Origin of the sequence: Dyella sp. A6 (assembly GCF_036320485.1) — a bacterium.
Classification (GTDB): domain Bacteria; phylum Pseudomonadota; class Gammaproteobacteria; order Xanthomonadales; family Rhodanobacteraceae; genus Rhodanobacter_A; species Rhodanobacter_A aluminiiresistens.
In genome coordinates this window covers 1,345,830-1,363,385 of record NZ_CP132911.1, presented here as the reverse complement: position 1 = coordinate 1,363,385, position 17,556 = coordinate 1,345,830, and the positions used below count along the sequence as shown (strand labels likewise).

18 protein-coding genes are annotated in these 17,556 nt (G+C 66.5%); 6 read left to right on the top strand and 12 right to left on the bottom strand.

From position 1 onward, the window contains the following. Positions 1-15: 15 nt before the first annotated feature. The gene (locus RA164_RS05890; RefSeq protein WP_329743035.1) at positions 16-492 is read right to left on the bottom strand and encodes an ESPR domain-containing protein; all 477 of its coding nucleotides are present in this window, start codon (positions 490-492) and stop codon (positions 16-18) included. Between the two features lie 429 nt (positions 493-921). Then, the gene (locus tag RA164_RS05885) at positions 922-1,320 is read right to left on the bottom strand and encodes a hypothetical protein (protein ID WP_329743034.1); all 399 of its coding nucleotides are present in this window, start codon (positions 1,318-1,320) and stop codon (positions 922-924) included. A gap of 63 nt (positions 1,321-1,383) precedes the next feature. On the opposite strand from RA164_RS05885, the gene RA164_RS05880 reads away from it, so the two are divergent. Together RA164_RS05880 and RA164_RS05875 are read left to right on the top strand one after the other, a co-directional pair. Beyond that, on the top strand, positions 1,384-2,682 hold the full coding sequence (locus tag RA164_RS05880; RefSeq protein ID WP_329743033.1) for an alkaline phosphatase family protein: 1,299 nt from the start codon (positions 1,384-1,386) through the stop codon (positions 2,680-2,682). A gap of 61 nt (positions 2,683-2,743) precedes the next feature. Continuing rightward, the gene (locus tag RA164_RS05875) at positions 2,744-3,652 is read left to right on the top strand and encodes a LysR family transcriptional regulator (protein ID WP_329743032.1); all 909 of its coding nucleotides are present in this window, start codon (positions 2,744-2,746) and stop codon (positions 3,650-3,652) included. A 16-nt stretch (positions 3,653-3,668) separates the two neighbouring features. Here the strand turns inward: RA164_RS05875 and RA164_RS05870 are convergent, their stop codons facing one another. The 4 genes from RA164_RS05870 to RA164_RS05855 form a co-directional block, all read right to left on the bottom strand. Continuing rightward, positions 3,669-4,949 (bottom strand): MFS transporter, encoded by a 1,281-nt coding sequence (locus tag RA164_RS05870; RefSeq protein WP_329743488.1) that lies wholly within the window; start codon positions 4,947-4,949, stop codon positions 3,669-3,671. Positions 4,950-5,078: 129 nt separating this feature from the next. Then, entirely contained in the window at positions 5,079-6,200 is a 1,122-nt protein-coding gene (locus RA164_RS05865; protein ID WP_329743031.1) for a TolB-like translocation protein, read from the bottom strand. Between the two features lie 52 nt (positions 6,201-6,252). Then, positions 6,253-7,629, bottom strand: coding sequence for a HAMP domain-containing sensor histidine kinase (locus RA164_RS05860; protein WP_329743030.1), 1,377 nt, complete (start codon positions 7,627-7,629; stop codon positions 6,253-6,255). Then, complete coding sequence (locus tag RA164_RS05855) at positions 7,626-8,312, bottom strand: response regulator transcription factor (RefSeq protein WP_329743029.1); 687 nt, start codon at positions 8,310-8,312, stop codon at positions 7,626-7,628. The genes RA164_RS05860 and RA164_RS05855 overlap by 4 nt, the downstream gene beginning before the upstream one ends. A 127-nt stretch (positions 8,313-8,439) precedes the next feature. Here RA164_RS05855 and RA164_RS05850 point away from each other — a divergent pair, with 127 nt between their 5' ends. Further along, complete coding sequence (locus RA164_RS05850) at positions 8,440-8,955, top strand: Spy/CpxP family protein refolding chaperone (RefSeq protein WP_329743028.1); 516 nt, start codon at positions 8,440-8,442, stop codon at positions 8,953-8,955. Positions 8,956-9,147: 192 nt separating this feature from the next. Here RA164_RS05850 and RA164_RS05845 read toward each other — a convergent pair whose 3' ends face one another. Then, positions 9,148-9,312: a hypothetical protein gene (locus RA164_RS05845; RefSeq protein WP_329743027.1), complete on the bottom strand. Its 165-nt coding sequence runs from the start codon at positions 9,310-9,312 to the stop codon at positions 9,148-9,150. A 136-nt stretch (positions 9,313-9,448) separates the two neighbouring features. After that, positions 9,449-10,852: a formimidoylglutamate deiminase gene (locus RA164_RS05840; RefSeq protein ID WP_329743026.1), complete on the bottom strand. Its 1,404-nt coding sequence runs from the start codon at positions 10,850-10,852 to the stop codon at positions 9,449-9,451. Positions 10,853-10,980: 128 nt separating this feature from the next. Here RA164_RS05840 and RA164_RS05835 point away from each other — a divergent pair, with 128 nt between their 5' ends. Both RA164_RS05835 and hutI read left to right on the top strand, forming a co-directional pair. Next, positions 10,981-12,498 (top strand): chloride channel protein, encoded by a 1,518-nt coding sequence (locus RA164_RS05835; protein ID WP_329743025.1) that lies wholly within the window; start codon positions 10,981-10,983, stop codon positions 12,496-12,498. After that, a complete protein-coding gene (hutI, locus tag RA164_RS05830) occupies positions 12,495-13,718 on the top strand; it encodes an imidazolonepropionase (protein ID WP_329743024.1) in 1,224 nt (407 codons plus the stop codon). The genes RA164_RS05835 and hutI overlap by 4 nt, the downstream gene beginning before the upstream one ends. 49 nt (positions 13,719-13,767) lie before the next feature. Here hutI and RA164_RS05825 read toward each other — a convergent pair whose 3' ends face one another. The 4 genes from RA164_RS05825 to RA164_RS05810 all read right to left on the bottom strand — a co-directional run bounded on the left by RA164_RS05825 (position 13,768) and on the right by RA164_RS05810 (position 16,706). After that, positions 13,768-13,929, bottom strand: coding sequence for a 30S ribosomal protein THX (locus tag RA164_RS05825; protein WP_329743023.1), 162 nt, complete (start codon positions 13,927-13,929; stop codon positions 13,768-13,770). Positions 13,930-14,020: 91 nt separating this feature from the next. Continuing rightward, the gene (locus tag RA164_RS05820; RefSeq protein WP_329743022.1) at positions 14,021-14,992 is read right to left on the bottom strand and encodes a cation diffusion facilitator family transporter; all 972 of its coding nucleotides are present in this window, start codon (positions 14,990-14,992) and stop codon (positions 14,021-14,023) included. A 54-nt stretch (positions 14,993-15,046) separates the two neighbouring features. Continuing rightward, positions 15,047-15,475: a MerC domain-containing protein gene (locus tag RA164_RS05815; protein WP_329743021.1), complete on the bottom strand. Its 429-nt coding sequence runs from the start codon at positions 15,473-15,475 to the stop codon at positions 15,047-15,049. 88 nt (positions 15,476-15,563) lie between these two features. Then, entirely contained in the window at positions 15,564-16,706 is a 1,143-nt protein-coding gene (locus RA164_RS05810) for a M23 family metallopeptidase (protein WP_329743020.1), read from the bottom strand. A 117-nt stretch (positions 16,707-16,823) separates the two neighbouring features. Between RA164_RS05810 and RA164_RS05805 the strand changes: the two genes are divergently transcribed. Next, positions 16,824-17,555, top strand: coding sequence for a ZIP family metal transporter (locus RA164_RS05805; RefSeq protein WP_329743019.1), 732 nt, complete (start codon positions 16,824-16,826; stop codon positions 17,553-17,555). The last annotated feature ends 1 nt before the right edge of the window (position 17,556 follow it).

Sequence of the window (17,556 nt, the reverse complement as noted above, 5' to 3'; positions counted from 1 at the left end):
CACGCTGCGCCGCGTTTACTGGAACGCCCGAATCACCACGCGGCGGTTGGGTGCCAGGCAGGCGATCAGCGCCTTGCGCTCGAGCGTGTCGGCGCAACGCTTGACCGGGTCGAGCTTGCCGTAGCCAACGGCGATGATCCGGCTGCTGGGCACGCCCTGGGCGACAAAGCCGACACCGGCGCCATTGCCGATGACGATGTCATTCGAATTGGTCGCGGTAGCGCCGTCGTTGCTGATGTTGCCGCCCGCAGTACCACCATCGTTCGCGCTGTAATACTGGGCCGTTCCGGTCGTGGTCGTCTGGAGCGGCGCAGCCAGTGCGGACTGCTCAAGACCGAGTAGCAGCAGTAACGCCAACGCCAGGCGACCAAATCTTGGAAGCTGATCCGCACCTGTCCGTACGCCATCCGGGGAACCGCGTCTTGCCAGTTCCGAGGCCACCACCAGGTGGCCCAGGGACGCGCTCCATACTTTGCTGTAAATCCTGTTCATTCGGCATCCTCACCGTTCCATTCGGAGCGGCACGCCGGACTGGATCAAGTCGAGAGCCGCACTTATCCCTTCGCCGTCGCGAACGACGGCGATTCAGTACCTGACAGGGGGAAAATCAAAGGGAATCCCGACAGAGGAGAAGCACAAAGGGGGCGCGCTTCAATCTGCCGCCGGTGTTAAATCACCGGCTCGACCAATCCGTTGATCGCGGGATAACTGGAAGGGCTGACGCAGCTAGGCGCACATCGTCCGGGACGCACCCCTGTCGGCCCCTTGTGAACCATTCTGTGAAATGGCTCCGGAAAATGCTCTCAGAACACTCCGAATTGTTTGCGGCGCCGATTGCGAACACTCCTAATCAGCCGCTGCGGGCAACAGGCAAAGGACTGCATTGATCGTGCAAGGTGCCGCAGGTGCGGTTGAGGCACCTCAGCGATGCTTACCGTTGGATGATGGCGGCACAGGCAGCGGCAGTGGCTTCAGGGTGCTGCGATAGCTGTCCAGCAGATCCTGCTGATGGGCTTCGAAGCGTTGCTGGCGAGCCTTGTCGGCCTGGCGGATCTGGCCGGTGATGGACGAATTGCCGGCATAGGGGCGCTTGTTGTCGTCGGAGATGCGCTGCTGCAGCTGCTGGTTGATCCGGTTGTCGCGCAGCTGGTTGCTGAGCTGCTGCTGGCCGACGGCCTGCTGGTACTGCAGGCGCTGGCGCTGATCGGCCTGTCCGGTCACGTTCTGCGCATGCGCGCTGATCGCACCGGACAGCAGCATGACCAGCACACCGAACCCGGCCTGCACGGGACGGATGCGGAAATGACGGACCGTTGTCATGGTCATGTTTCCTTTCATACGCGATGATGGCGACACGCCTTCGATCATCCTCGGATATCCCGCATGAAATTTCCGTTCCGGCCGCTCTGGTGTGTCGTTGCCGCACTTGGCACAGGCTGCGCAGGGCTGAAGCCGACGACTCATCCCACGCCATCGGCCACGTCCGCCGCAACGCATGTATCGGCAGCGCCCAGGCCCGCACCGCTGCTGCTGATCTCGATTGACGCCTATCGCGCGGACTACTACGACCGCGGTCTGAGCCCCACCCTGGGAATGCTGGCGAAGACCGGCGTACACGCGGACTCGATGCAGCCGTCCTTCCCGTCGCTGACCTTCCCCAACCACTACACCATCGTCACCGGCTTGCGCCCGGACCACAACGGCATCGTCAACAACACCATGTTCGACCCGAAGCTCGGCGCGTTCTCGCTGGGCAACCGCAAGGCCGTCAGCAACGGCCTGTGGTGGGACGAGGCCACGCCGATCTGGGAAACCGCCGACGCCCACGGCCTGCGTACGGCCACCATGTTCTGGCCGGGTTCCGGCGCCGACATCCATGGCCACCATCCCGACCAGTGGAAACCGTTCGACGACAGCGTCACTGCCGACCAGCGGGTCGACCAAGTGTTGGCCTGGCTGGATCAGCCGGCGGCACGACGCCCGACCTTCCTGACCCTGTACTTCGACGCAGTCGACCATGCCGGCCACAGATACGGTCCGCATTCCACCCAGGTGGACGACGCCATCCGCGACACCGATGCGGCGCTGGCCCGGCTGGTGCGCGGGCTGAAGCAGCGCCACCTGTATCGGCGGATGAACATCATCGTGCTCGCCGACCACGGCATGGCCAGCGTGCCGCTGTCCCACAACGTGATGATGGACAAGCTGATCCCGCTGCAGGACGTGCATACGGTAACCATGGGCATCGTGGCCGGCTTCGATCCCAAGCCCGGACACCTGCACGCGTTCGCCGCCATCGAACACACGCTGCAACAGCCACAGCAGCACATGCACTGCTGGGACAAGTCGCGCATTCCCGCACGTCTGGACTACGGCCACAACGCGCGCGTACCGCAGCTGGTCTGCCTGGCCGACGTGGGTTGGCGCATCACCACCACGCGCTACAACGCCACCCACCAGGGTCGCATCAGCGTCGGCGACCACGGCTACGACAACGCCGACCCGCGCATGCAGGCCCTGTTCATCGCGCACGGGCCGGACTTCCGCGAAGGCATCCGTTTCCACGCCTTCCCCAACGTGGACGTCTATCCGCTGATGACCCACCTGCTCGGCATCCCGGCGCGTCCCAACGACGGCAACTACCGCGACGTCGAAGACATGCTCAAGCCGGTCGACCGCTGAGCCGCGCCACGAAGCCCGACCGGTGCTTGAGCCGGCCGGGCCAAGCGGCGAAAGTAGCGGCATGAACCTCGAGCTCCGTCACCTGCGCTACTTCATCGCCGTCGCCGACGAGCTGCACTTCGGCCGCGCGGCGGAACGCCTGGGCATGTCGCAACCGCCGCTCAGCCAGCAGATCCGCCAGCTCGAGGAAATCGTCGGCGCGCGCCTGCTGGAGCGCACCAACCGGCGCGTGCGACTGACCGAGGCCGGACGCCTGTTTCTTGCCGAGGCACGCGAGATCCTGGCGCATACCGAGCGCGCAGCCGACCTGGCGCAACGCGCGCAGCGTGGCGAAACCGGCGAACTGCGTATCGGCATGACGCGCTCCACGCCGCTGTCCGGCCATATCCCGCGGGCCATCCTCGCGTTCCGTCAGGCCCTGCCCGATGTGCAGCTGCAGCTGGAGGAAATGAACTCGCTGCAGCAGATCGACGCACTACTCGACCGCCGCCTGCAGATCGGTATCGTGCGAGGCACCACTCTGCCCGATGCGCTGGTCTCGCGGCGCCTGTTCCGCGATCCGCTGGTGGCCGTCGTGCGTTCCAGCCATCCCGCGCTGCAGGGCGCCGGCGCCCGCCACAAGCTGCGCACCGCCGTGCTGGCGCAGGAGCCATTCGTGGTATTCGCGCGCAGTGCCGGCGCCGGCATCCACGACCACGTGATCGCCCTGTGCCGCCAGGCCGGTTTCACGCCGCGGGTGACGCAGGAAGCACGCGAAGCCTCCACCATCGTGGGGCTGGTGGCGGCCGGGCTGGGGGTGTCGATCCTGCCCGCCTCGTGCGAGCACATCCGCGTCGAAGGTGTCAGCTACGTGCCGCTGGCCGATCCGTCGTCGATGTCGGAAATCCACGTGACGCACCGGCGCGACGAGCGCGCACCCGCGGTACAACGCTTCGTGCAACTGCTGGTTGGCGGACGTCAGGCCAGGTAGCCAGACATCCCTCAATTTACGGCATCGCGCCTTTGCTCATCGGCGTGGGCGGGGTCGCCACGTTGACCAGCGGCGGCAGGCGGGTGAGGCCCAGGGCAATCAGCAGACCGGCCAGCATCAGCACGCCGATGAAGGCCGCTACACCATCCCAGCCATGCGCCGCGTAGAACAGCCCGCCACTGGCACCGGCCACGCTGGAACCCATGTAGTAGGCAAACAGGTACATCGACGATGCCTGCGCCTTGGCCTTGCCGCCGCGCCGCCCAACCCAGCTGCTGACGATGGAGTGGCCGCCGAAAAAGCCGAAGGTCACCGCCACGATGCCGGGCAGAATCAACCACAGCGAATCGACCAGGGTGAGCAGCAGGCCGGCCAGCATCAGCGCGAACGTCGTCCACAGCACCTTGCGCCGACCCAGCCGGCCAGCCAGATGTCCCATCCAGGTCGAGCTGAAGGTTCCGATCAGGTAGATGCCGAAGACCAGCCCGACCACCGCCTGGCTGAGGTTGAACGGCGGCGCCAGCAGGCGGTAGCCGAGATAGTTGTAGACGGTGACGAAGGCACCCAGCAGCAGGAAGCCCTCGGCGAACAGCCACGGCAGGCCGCGGTCGCGGAATATGCCGGCAAAGCGTCCGGCCAGGCCACGCCAGCTCAACGGCTGTGCCACGAAATGACGCGACGGCGGCAACGCACGCCAGAACATCAATGCCACCAACAGGCCCAGCACGCCGACCGCCCCCATGCCGACGCGCCAGCCGAAGAAGTCGGCCAGCACGCCAGCGATCAACCGACCGCTCATGCCGCCCACGGCATTGCCGCTGATGTAGAGCCCCATGCCCAGCCCCAGCGACTCGGCATGGACCTCCTCGCCCAGATAGGTCATCGCCACAACCGGCACGCCGCTCAGGGTCAGCCCCAGCAGCATGCGCAGGGCCAGCAGGGCATGCCAGCCAGGCACGGATGCGCTCAACAGCACCAACACCGACGACACCAGCAGCGACAGCACCATCACCGGCTTGCGTCCGTGCGCATCGGAAACCCCGCCCATGAACAACATCGCGAACGCCAGCACGCCGGTGGTCAGCGACAGCGACAAGGCGCTGGCCGCCGCATTCACGCCGTAGGCGTGGCTGAAGGCAGGCATCAGCGGCTGCACGCAATACAGCAGGCTGAACGTGCTGAACCCGGCGGCGAACAATGCCAGGTTGGTGCGCCGAAACGCCGGCGTGCCGTGACGGATCCGCTCGTCTGCATCCGTCGTTACCGCAGCCATGCGCATGGCTGCCGAACCATCCATCGCCTTCATGTCACCGAACCGGAAGTCACCGAAGCTGTAAAGCTTAGACCTGATAGACGAGACGATCGATAACGCAAAACAATCCGTTCGATACCTAAAAAGTATCGAACCGATTCATGTCGAGCACGCCTATTCGGCCGACTTCCGCGCATCCAGCCACGGTACGAGCGAGACAGACCACGCGTTCAGATTACCGTTGTCCCACTGCTCGATACGGCGCAGGTATGCGCGTGCCTGTGCCGGCGTGTGCGGGTAATGCGCCACCTCCGCGGTACGGTCGCTGGCGAAGTAAAGCGTGCGATGGTCCGGCGCGAGATGCGGCAGGTAGTCGGTGCTGAAACCGCGAGCTTCATCACCGGCATAACGGATGGCATGCGGCGTCCCCCAGCGATGCCCATGGCGAAACACGATGAAAAGGTGATCCTTACTGTCGCCAGGCAATCGATGGTCGCTGGCGAACAGCATGAACGAGCCGTCCGGCGCAACCTCGGGATCAACGTCGTCATCGCCGTAGTGGCTGAAAGACAAAGGCTGCGCCGGCTGGTAGGCGCCATGCCTAAAGTGCGACACATACAGGCGCTTGCCCTTGCCCGGGTCGATCGACAGAAAATAGATGCTGCCGTCGCTTGTCACACTGGCCTTCCAGACCGCATCGCTGATGTTGACCGCCGTTGGCAAGCGCTTGGGCGTGCTCCAGCGATTCCAGCCAGAGCCGATACGGTTCACCCTCCACAGGCCGACCTGCTGCCGTGCAGGCTTGCTGGCCGTGCGGCGAATAGAAACATAGATCAGGTACTTGCCGTTTGGCGAAATCTCGGGCGCGAGATCCGGCCAGGTCCCCGAGAACGGCGCGATGACCGGTGCTGTCCAGTGACCGTCTACCCGGTGCGACTCCATGATCATGCCGCCGCCGGCGCCGCTTCGCGTGAAAAACAGCGTATTGCCGTCCGGGCTGAAGGTGGGCGACCCATCGTTGGCCGGACCGGAGATGACACCGGGTGCGAAAATTTTCGGCGCTGCCAACACTGGCCCTGTGGATGCAATGGCAGCGGCGCTGAAACCAAAGCCGAGAGCCCATGCCAAGCCGCTTTTTCGAGCGAAAGATCCGTGCATATCGGGATTCCCTTGCGATACGGACTGGTAAGACGATCCGCTGGGCCATGCGAACGCGTCACATGGTGATACCACGCTAACGCCCACCGTCGCGCAGCGACAGATGCCGGACGGCACCCTGACGAGCGGCATCCCCATGCAAGAGAAGACGAATGGTTACTGCGTGTCTCGACCGGGCAGACGCGTTGCGTCACTCCAAAGGAGGCATACCGGCCAGCGGCAGATCCAGGCGCACGTCCAGTCCGCCATCATCGGCATTCTCAGCGTGCACGTTGCCGCCATGCACCCGGGCGACGCGCTGCACGATCGCCAGGCCCAGTCCGTGGCCATCGGCACGCGCCGCGTTGCTGCCCCGGAAAAACGGCCGGAACAGCGCCTCCAGCTCCTTCGCCGGCACACCCGGACCGTGGTCGCGTACCGAGAGCATCACCTGGGCGGCACCGCAGTGCGCGGCCAGTTCGATCACGCCGCCGTCGGGGCTGAACTTGATCGCGTTCGACACCAGATTGTCCAGCGCCCGCTCCAGCAGCAGCGCACTGCCCGACACGACCGCCGACTCTGGCGCCTCCAGCCGCAGCTGGATATCTCGCTCGCCCGCTTCCAGTTGCGCACGCGCCACGCAGTCGCGAAACAGTTCGGCCACATCCACCGGCTCGCGTTCCATCCCGGGCAACCCGCCCTCCAGCCGCGACAGGGCCAGCATTTCGCCGGCCATGCGATCCAGCCGCACGATTTCCTGTTCGCCCTGCCGGAAGTAGCGCGCGGCTTCGTCGGGACTGTTGCTGCGCTGGGCCAGGTCGATGATCAGCTGCAGCCGTGCCAGCGGCGAACGCAGTTCGTGCGACAGGTCCTGCAGGACACGCCGGTCGTGCGCCACCAGCGCCTCGATGCGCTCGGCCATGGCGTCGAAGTCGCCGGCGAGCTGGGCCAGCTCGTCGCGCCGCGTGGGGTCGCGATGATTGACCCGCGCAGAAAGATCGCCGGCGGCCATGCGTCGCGCGGTGGCACGCAGTGCCTGCACCGGACGCGCCACGCTGCGCGCCACCCACCAGCCGACCAGACCGATGAAGAGCAGCGACAACAGCAGTTGCACGCCGAAAAGGATGATCGCGCGCGTATGCGGCCGCAGCCGCGTGTGCGAACGACTGATCGCCACCAGCTGGCGCAGCTGTCCATCCGTGCCGGTCACCGGCTGCACCGAGACGTACAGGCGCAGGTTGTGCCAGGGCCGGAACACGATGCCGCGGTCGGCCGCGAGCATCGCCGGCAACGAACGCCAGATCGATGGCGGCAAGCGGATCGGGTGCAGCGGCCGTCCATTCTCGAAAAGAGTGGCCTCGACGCCTTCATGCCGCTGCCTGAGCACCCACTGGTCCAGTCCCGCGTGGCCGCCCTGCTCGTAGGCCTGGTCCGCCGACGTCGCCAGCGCGCTCCAGTCGATTTCCACTGCGGTGGTGTAGGCGATGAAACGCTGGGCCAGGTAGCCGCCCGCGATCAGCACCACCAAGTTGACCGCGCAGAACGACAGCAGCACGCGCCAGTAGAGCGAGCTCTTGAAGGGATTCATGCCGCCCCCGCCACCAGCACGTAGCCAGCACCGCGCACGGCATCGATACGAGGCGCCCGCTCCGAGGCTTCGGCCAGCTTGTGACGCAAACGGCTGACGTGCACGTCGATGCTGCGATCGAAACGTTCCAGCTCGCGCCCCAGCGCCAGCCGCGTCAGCGTGGCCTTGTCGACCAGTTCGCCGGCGCGCTGGGCCAGTGCCTGCAGCAACAGGAATTCGGCACCGGTGAGTGGCAACTCCTGCCCCTCGACGCTGGCGCGACGCTCCCCCGGCTGCAGCAGCAGCGAACCCACCTGCAACGAACCGGTGGTCGCCGGTGCGGTCCGGCGCAACTGTGCCCGCACGCGCGCCAGCAATTCGCGCGGCAGGCAGGGTTTGGACAGGTAGTCGTCAGCACCCAGCTCCAGGCCCACCACCCGGTCCACCGGCTCGCCGCGCGCGGACAGCATGATCACCGGCAGGTGTGACTGCACGCGCAGCTCACGCAATGTATCCAGGCCATCACGGCCGGGCATCATCACGTCGAGGATCAGCAGCTCGGGACGCAGCGACGGATCGCGCAGGCGTGCCAACGCGGCCTCACCATCGTGCACTACGTCCACTTCATAACCTTCGCGGCGCAGGTAATCGGCGAGCAGCTCGCACAGGGCACGGTCGTCGTCGGCAAGCAGGATTCGGGACATGACGGTTTTGTAGCCCATGCGCGGGGCGCCGGGCGAAGGGCTTTACGCATCTTTACGTTACGGCAAAGAACATACACGCAAGGCTGTCGTCAAATGGACACACCCACAACGACAGAGGTGTCCCATCATGCGCAAGTCCCTTTTCCTCGGCCTGGCCCTGAGCTCGGCCCTCGCCCTCGGCGGCATCGCCATGGCCGCACCGCAGAGTGATTTCGGCGGTCCGCACGGCAGCTGGCATCACCAGCACGGGCCCCATGGCGGCCATGCCATGTTCGCCCTGAAGAAACTGAATCTGAGCAACTCCCAGAAAACCAGCATCCGACAGATCATCAAGAGCAGCTTTGCCACCGGCAAGGATCAGCGCAAGGCACTGTTCCAGCAGCGCAAGGCCTTCCAGTCGCTGACGCCCGACCAGTCCGGCTACCAGGCCGCCGCCGACAGCCTGGCCCAGGCCGAGGCCAACGCAGCCAGGGCCCGCGTTGAACAGCAGGCCAGCGTGCGCGCGAAGATCTACGCCGTGCTGACCCCCGCGCAGAAGATGCAGCTGGCGTCGATGAAGGCCAAGCGCGAGCAGCGCATGCAGGAGTGGAAGGAGTTCCGCGCCGAGCACGCCAAGGACGCCACCCCGGGCACCAGCAAGTAAGCTCGGCGCCGCCCCGTTCATGCGGGGCGGCGCATCTTCCAGCCGCGTGCCCGGCCTATACCGGTACGCGGCTTCTTTGTGAGACCACGCAATAGCGGGCCAAGCGCCTCGTTGCAGGTCATCGCCGTGGCTCGCATGTCTGGTACCGGAACGGGGCGTCGCCATGGCGACGCCCCGGTGCAATCGGCCCGATCAGCGCTCGCGCCAGTGACCCTCCACCCACACGTGGTGCGGCGCCCAGAAACCGGGCACCCATACGCGGGCATGACGGGGTGCGACCACCACGCAGCCGCCGAGCGAAAGCGCACCGCCCAGCAGCGCGAGGGAAACCAGCAGAACGGACAGCATGCGACGCATGACGGCACTCCTTTGTTGGGAAACGTGCCTGCGGAAACGCGGTTCGCTGCTGTGCCGATGACCGGTCGGCCACGACATCTAAAGCTGCCGTTCATCCGGCCAGCCATCGTTGCTCAGGCGGAAAGCGGACGCCCCGTCAGTGCTGCGCCAGGCGGGTGACCGTTTCGCGATAGCGTGCGGCGATGCGCGCTTCGTCGCGGTGGACGAAGTTGCGTACCACCCACTGCCCGCCGCACATCACGTCGCGTACCAGCGGCGTGTTGCCGGCGAACAGGAAGCTGTCGAGCAGCGAATGCTGGTCGCGCGCGGCCAGCAGCGGCGACGTTTCGTCCAGCACGATCAGATCGGCGCGCGCCCCTTCACGCCATTCGCCGCAGGCCATGCCGGATGCCTGTGCACCGCCGCGCAGGGCACCGCGCCACAGGGTCTCGCCCACGCTGTCGCCATCATGTCGGGCAGCGATATTGCGATGACGGGTCACCAGTCGCTGCCCGTATTCCAGCCAGCGCAGTTCCTCGACCGGCGAAATGGAGATATGCGAATCGGAGCCGATACCGAAGCCGCCACCCGCATCCAGGTAAGCGCCCAGGGGAAACAGGCCGTCACCCAGGTTGGCTTCGGTCACCGGGCACAGCCCCGCCACCGCGCCACTACGTGCCAGCTGACGCATCTCGCCGTCAGTGAGGTGGGTGGCATGTACCAGGCACCAGCGCGCGTCGACGTCGGCATGCTCGAACAGCCATTCCACCGGACGCGCGCCACGGGTGGCGAGGCAGTCCTGCACTTCGCCGATCTGCTCGGCGATATGGATGTGCACCGGCCCACGGCGGGCGATGTCGCCCTCCAGCACCTCGCGCAACGCGGGCCCGGTGACGGCGCGCAGCGAATGCAGCGCCATGCCGACACGCAGGTCCTGGCATTCGTGGCGACGCAGCCGTTCCAGCAGCCGCTGGTAATCGTCCAGCGCATGGCCGAAGCGGCGCTGCCGCGCGGAAAGAGGACGCCCGTCGAAACCGCCACTCATGTAGAGCACCGGCAGCAGCGTAAGCGCGATGCCCGCTTCGCGCGCGGCCTCTACCAGGGCCAGCGACATCGCCTCGGGCGGCGCATACGGCGTGCCGTCCGGCTGGTGATGCAGGTAGTGGAATTCGCAGACCTGGGTGTAGCCGGCCTTCAGCATCTCGACATACAGCTGGGCGGCGATCGCCTTCAGGTCGTCCGGTCCGATCGTCGAAGCGAAACCGTACATCGTCTCGCGCCAGCTCCAGAAGCTGTCCGCGCTGGCCGCATGCGGCTGTCCCGACGGCAGGCGACCGCCGCCACGCCGCTCGGCCAGTCCGGCCATGGCGCGCTGGAACGCATGCGAATGCAGGTTGGGCATGCCCGGCAAAACCCAGGCGCCTAGATCATCGACCGGCCCTGCGGCCGTCGCCGCACAGCGCCCCGCCGCATCGACACCCAGCAATGCATCTTCCTGCCAGCCTGAAGCCTGCCAGAGATGCTGCGCGCGGTAATTGCGGGGGACCACGGGATCGCTCATCGAACCTGCCTCGGACCGGAATCGGGCAAGTGTAACCGGCTGCCTTACCGCGATATGCCGCCTCCCAGCCTCTAATGGGACGGCGACCGAGGCCGACCCGCAGCCCCAAAGTCTGCGATAATGGGGGAATGTCCGAATCACACTCCCCCTCGCAACCCCCTTCATCCGGGTCCCCCAGCTCGCGTCTGCAGGTGCTGCTCGGACACGAATTTTTCGCCCCGCAACAATGGAAGCGACGCATCGCGCTGTGGACCGGAGCGATCCTGGTCGCACTGGCCGCGATCGTGTTCGCCAAGGCCAGCGACTGGTCGTTCCACCTGTTCCAGATCGTGCTGCGTCATGGCATCTGGATTCCGCTGATCCTCACGCCGGTCGTGTTCGGTCTGCTGGCGTGGGTTACCGAAGGGCGCCTGCGTGCGACGCGCGGCAGCGGTATTCCGCAGGTCATCGGCACGCTGCACATCGAGGACGAGGGCTTCCGTGCGCGGATGCTTGCGCTGCCGATCGCCGGCTGCAAGATGCTGCTGACCCTGATCGCGCTGGGTGTCGGCGCGTCGATCGGTCGCGAAGGCCCGACCGTGCACGTAGGTGCGGGACTGTTCTACTCGCTGGGCCGCCGTTTCGGCTTCACCGATCCCAAGGCCGCCTCGCGCTTCATCCTGGCCGGTGGCGCCGCCGGTATCGCGGCAGCGTTCAACACACCGCTGGCCGGTGTGGTGTTCGCCATCGAGGAACTGGCCGGCACCTTCGAACACCGCTTCAGCGGCCTGTTGCTGACCGCCGTGATCGTGGGCGGTGTGGTGTCGCTGGGCGTGATGGGCAACTACTCGTACTTCGGCGAGGTCCAGGCCAGCCTGCCGCTGGGCCACGCCTGGCTGGCCGTACTGCTGACCGGCGTGATCGGCGGCCTGCTCGGCGGCCTGTTCGCCCGGCTGATCCTGCTCAGCCGCAACGGGCCGCTGGCCTACATCGGCCGCCTGCGCGCACGCGCGCCGGTGCTGTTCGCCGGCGGTTGCGGCCTGGCGCTGGCGATCCTGGGCGTGATCTCGCACAACAGCATCTACGGCACCGGTTACGACCAGGCCCGTGCCTTCGTGCAGGAAGCCTCGGTCACGCCGGGCGAGAGCTTCGGCATCGTGAAACTGTTCGCCAATGTGGTGTCCTACTGGGCCGGCATTCCCGGCGGCATCTTCTCGCCGGCGCTGGCCGTCGGCGCGGGCCTGGGCCACAACATTGCCCACTTCCTGCCGCACGCGCCGGAAGCCGCGGTGGTGCTGCTGGGCATGAGCGCCTACCTGTCGGGCGTCACCGGCGCGCCGCTGACCTCCGCCGTGATCGCGATGGAGCTGACCGATAACCAGAACATGGTGATTCCGATCATGGCCGCCTGTCTGCTGGCCCGTGCGGCAGCTTCGCTGTTCAGTCCGACACCGGTCTACAAGGATTTCGCCGAACGCATGGTGCAGGACTTCGAACGCCAGCAGATTGCCAACGCCGAAGCTGCCGAACGCGCGCAGGCCGAGGCTGCGGCAGCGGCGGTGGCCGGCAACACCAGCGCGTTCGACGAGCGCGCGGCGCCCGCCGACGAGCCCAGCCTGAGCAAGGACACCAAGAAGGAAGAAGGTGACCAAGAAGCGGCCTCATGACCGCTGACTGGGACCTGCTGCTGACCGATGCCACCCTCGCCACCTTCGACATTGAGGCGCCGTTCGGCCTGATCCACAACGCCGCGCTGGCCTGCGCGCAGGGCAGGATCGCCTGGCTTGGCCCCATGTCGGAGCTGCCGGCCGACCAGGCTGCCAGTGCACGTCATCGCGAATCCCTGGCCGGTGCCCTGCTCACTCCGGGCCTGATCGATTGCCACACGCACCTGATCTTCGGCGGAAACCGCGCGCGCGAATTCGACCTGCGTCTCAACGGCGCCAGCTATGAAGAGATCGCCCGCGCCGGCGGCGGCATCGTGTCCAGCGTGCACGCCACCCGCAGTGCCGACGAGGACGCACTGTTCGCCCAGGCGCTGCCGCGGGCTAGGGCCCTGCTCGCCGATGGCGTGACCACGCTGGAGATCAAGTCCGGCTACGGACTGGAGCTGGACACCGAACGGCGCATGCTGCGCGTGGCGCGCCGCATCGGTCGCGAGCTGGGCATCACCGTGCGCACCAGCTTCCTCGGCCTGCACGCGCTGCCACCCGAGTACCGCGACCGCCGCGACGACTACGTCGCGCTGGTATGCGACCAGATGCTGCCGGCACTGGCCGGCGAGGGACTGGTCGACGCCGTCGATGCCTTCTGCGAGAACATCGGTTTCAGCGCCACGGAAACACGCCGACTGTTCGAACGTGCCAGCCAGCTGGGCCTGCCGGTGAAGCTGCACGCCGAGCAGCTCTCCGACCAGGAGGGCGCCATGCTGGTGGCCGCTTTCGACGGACTGTCGGCCGACCATCTGGAGTACCTGGGCGAGCGTGGCGTGGCGGCCATGGCCCGTGCCGGCACCATCGCCGTACTGCTTCCCGGTGCCTTTTATGCCTTGCGCGAGACCCGCCATCCACCCGTCGGCATGCTGCGCGAATCGTCGGTGCCGATGGCGGTGGCGACCGACTGCAACCCCGGCACCTCGCCATTGTTGTCGCTGCGCCTGGCCACCAACATGGCCTGCACATTGTTCCGGCTTACCCCCGAGGAAGCCCTGCGCGGCGTTACCGTGAACGCCGCACGCGCGCTCGGCCTGGGCGATCGCGGTACCCTCGCGGTGGGCCAGCGGGCCGACCTGGTGCAGTGGCATGCAAGCGACCCGGCCGAGCTGTGCTATTGGATCGGTGGCGAACTGAAGGCCCGGACCTGGCTGTCCGGCGAACCCGTCGGCTGAGCCCGGATGCAAAAACCCCCGCCGAGGCGGGGGTTTCATCAAAGCCGGTTCAGGCCGACTTCTTCCTCGGAGCCGCCTTCTTCGCGGCCGCCGGCTTGGTCACCGTCGGCTTCGCGCCGGCCACGGCCTGCTTGGCGCTGTGCGCACGGCTGTTGCCGTAGCTGCCACGATAGGTCTTGCCACGCAGGGTCTTGCGGTCGCCCTTGCCCATGAGGAACTCCTTGATTCACCAATGTGTTGATGGCCGATCATCGTAACAGCGGGCCGGTAAAGCGCAAGCCTGCGGCACACGGCAACGCCACTCAGTGATGCACGTGATCGCCACAGCCCGAAACGCCATCGGGACAGCCGGCCGGATCGACCTGCACGGTCACGTGATGGATGCCGAAGCGGTCGCGCAGCTCACGCCGCACCGCGTGCATGGCCGTCACGCTCGACGATGAATCGTGCAGCTCGAGATGCAGCGTAGCCATGCGCGAACCCGAGGCCAGCTGCCAGACATGCAGGTGATGCACATCGCTGATCGAAGGGTCGGCATGCCGCAACACCTCGGTCACCTCGTCGGGATCGACGCCTTCCGGCGCCCCCTCCAGCAGGATGTGCGAGGAGCGCCGCAGCAGTCGCCACGCACCCGCCAGAATCAACAGCGAGACCAGCACCGAAAGCGCCGGATCGGCCCAGTTCCAGCCCAGCCAGCGCACCGCCGCCGCCGCCAGCACCGCGCCGAAAGACCCGAACAGGTCGCCCAGCACGTGCAGGCTGGCAGCACCCATGTTCACGTCATCGTGCGCATGGCCGTGCAGAAGCCGCAGCACCAGCAGGTTGATCAGCAGGCCCACCATCGCCACCAGCAGCATCACGCCCGACAGGATATGGATGCGGCCCAGGTGAAGCAGACGGTCGAGCGCTTCCCAGACAATGAAGCCGACCAGCACGAACTGGGCCAGCGCATTGACGAAGCCAGCCAGCACCTCCATCCGCCCATAGCCATAGCTTCGCCGTGCATCGGCTGGACGCTTCGCCATGCGCACCGCCAGCAGGGCCAGCAGCAGGGCCATCGCGTCCACCAACATGTGTCCGGCATCGGCCAGCAGCGCCAGCGAGCCCGACCACCATCCGCCCACCGCCTCGGCGGCGAGCATCGCCAGAGTCAGGACAAAAGCCAGCAGCAGTTTGCCCTCGCGACCGTGTGTGCCATGGGCATGGTCGTGGCCATGTCCGTGCGCGTGATCGTGCAGATGGGGCGTGCTGGCGTGGGCGTGCGTATGACTCATGCAACGATGCTAGAAAGCAGAGGCCTCGTTACACAATCACGGCGCATCAGGCGTTCAATGCGCGTGCTGCACGCGGTGCACACGGCAGAAGTGACGGTCAAGCTTGAGGTTCACGAAATGCGCCGAGGCCACCAGCAACCCGCCGCAGGTCACCATCACGCTGTGCAGCACGATCGAGATGTCCACGGCCAGCGTGACGCCTAGCCCGAGCAGGGCCAGGCCCGGCACGGCCAGGCTCAACGGAAGCCGGCGGCGATGACGACGGAAGCCACCGAGCAGACTGGTCAGGGCCAGCAGGCAGGCAAACAGCACGAAGCCACGCTCGAAGCCGTGCTCAGCCAGGAAGCCGAGGCCCAGCAGGGGCAGCAGGGTCAGTACGAACGGCAGCACCGCGCAATGAATGGCGCAAAGGAACGAAGCCATCGCCCCAAGGCGGTCGGCGAGATGCCAGACACCGTTCTGGTCTGAAGAACTTTTTGCCATGGCAGGAGGGCCGCTGGTGAAATCGCAGAATGTTATTTTATAACACGGCGTGAAGTTGCCGCCAATCCCGCCCGCGGAATCTCGCAGCTCAGGCATCCAGATGCCGGATGAAAGCGGAGAAGCGTTGCCGCGCCCGGCCATCCAACTGGGCGGTCGTCACCGGCTCGCGCAGCAGCGGGTCGACGCGACGGTGCCGCTCCCACAGTTCGAAATACAGGTGCGGGCCTGTCGCCAGACCGGTCTCGCCCACATAGCCGATGACCTGCCCTGCACGCACGTGGGCGCCCGGATGGATGCCCACGGCGAAACGCGACATGTGCCCATAGCGGTTGTCGACGCCGTTGGCCGCATGCACATCGACCATGCGGCCGTAATTGCCGTGCCAGGCTGCGATCTCGACGACGCCGGCCAGCGCAGCCCTGATCGGCGTACCCATCGGCGCGGCATAGTCGATGCCCTTGTGGAACTCGGGCCGCTTCAGCACCGGGTTGATACGCCAACCCCAGCCCGAGGAAATCCGCGCATGCCGCAGCGGCTTCCGCATCGCCAGGATGCGCACGCCATGCCCATGATCCCCGAGCACATACTGCCGGCCACGCGCATCCACGTAATGAAAAAGCCGGTGATGCCGGCCATGCAGCTCGACATCGAGGCATAGCAGCCGGGCCCCGTAGCGCACGGGATCGCCGGAGAACGTCGCCACGACCCGGGTACCGCGAGGCAGGTGCGCCGGCAAATCGGGATCATCGCGCAGATAGGCATGCACCGCGTCGATCAGGTGCCAGGGCACCCGACGCTCGCGCAACGCCCGCTCCAGCGTCGAGTGCACCACCATCGCTTCGCGCACGGTGTCCTTGGTCGGGCCGGGCAGCAAACGCGGACGGAAGCGCATGTGGCCGCGCGTCACGCCCAGCGCCGCGAGTCGCAGCCCGCGATGCCCGCCGTCGGTCGTGCAGAAGGTCAGTACGTCGCCGGCACGCAGGTCGCGCAGGGCTCTGCCACGGCGCGATGGCGCGAGCCACTGCATGGCGTCGTTCGCGTCGATGCCGGACTTGCGCAGCATCGTGTAGGCGCTGTCGCCCTCAGCGACCGTGACCCGGTGTTCCCTACAGGCTGTATGCCTGACTGGATGCATCACCGCCGTGGTCGTCACATGAACCGGTGCCGCATGTACCTGCCCACCCATCACCATGGCCAGCGCCACGGCCCCCACCCATTGCACAGACTTCATGCCATCTCCGAGAACTGGCCGCGAAGACATGTGCTGCACGCCTACGCCGCTTTCGATCATCAACATGTTATAATGTAACAACCAAGTCCCGCACAAGCCTACACGCTTACCAAGTCGATGCATTCTGTCCTGCTTACCCTGTTTGTCAGTACGGCAGTTGCGCTGATCGCCTCCAGCTCGACCACGTTGCTGTGGTTCAAGCCTCAACAGCTGCTGCAATGGCTGCCCTGGCTGCAGGCCATGGCCGCGGGGCTGCTCCTGGGCGATGCGCTGCTGCACCTGCTGCCCGAAGCCGCCGCACACGGACTCGATGCCGCCGGAACCGGGCCGCTGCTGGCGGTTGGCATGCTGGTCTTCATGGTGACCGAGGGCATCGTGCGCGCATTCGCCCACGCCAGCACGGCACCGTTCGCGCGCATGGACCTGGTCGGCGACATCCTTCATCACATCGCCGACGGCGTGGTCATCGGCGCGGCCTTCACGGTCGGCGACACCCTGGGCGTGCTGGTCGCGCTGGCCATCGCCGGACATGAACTGCCGCGCGAAGTGGGCCATGCCGCGGTGCTGATCTCCGGTGGACAATCACCACGACGGGCCGTGGCATGGAGCATGGCCGCCGGTGCGCTGGTGCCGGCCGCGGCCATGGGGGTCGTGTTGCTCGGGCACGATCCGGCAACGGTCGCAGGCATGCTGGCGGTGGTCGCCGGAGCGACCCTCTACCTGGTCTGCGGCGACCTGTTGCCGGCACTATGGACCCGCCTCGATGAAGGCCGCCGCTACACGCCGATGCTGGGCGTACTGGGCGGACTGGGCTTCATGTGGCTGGCGACGCTGCTGCCGATCCACTGAC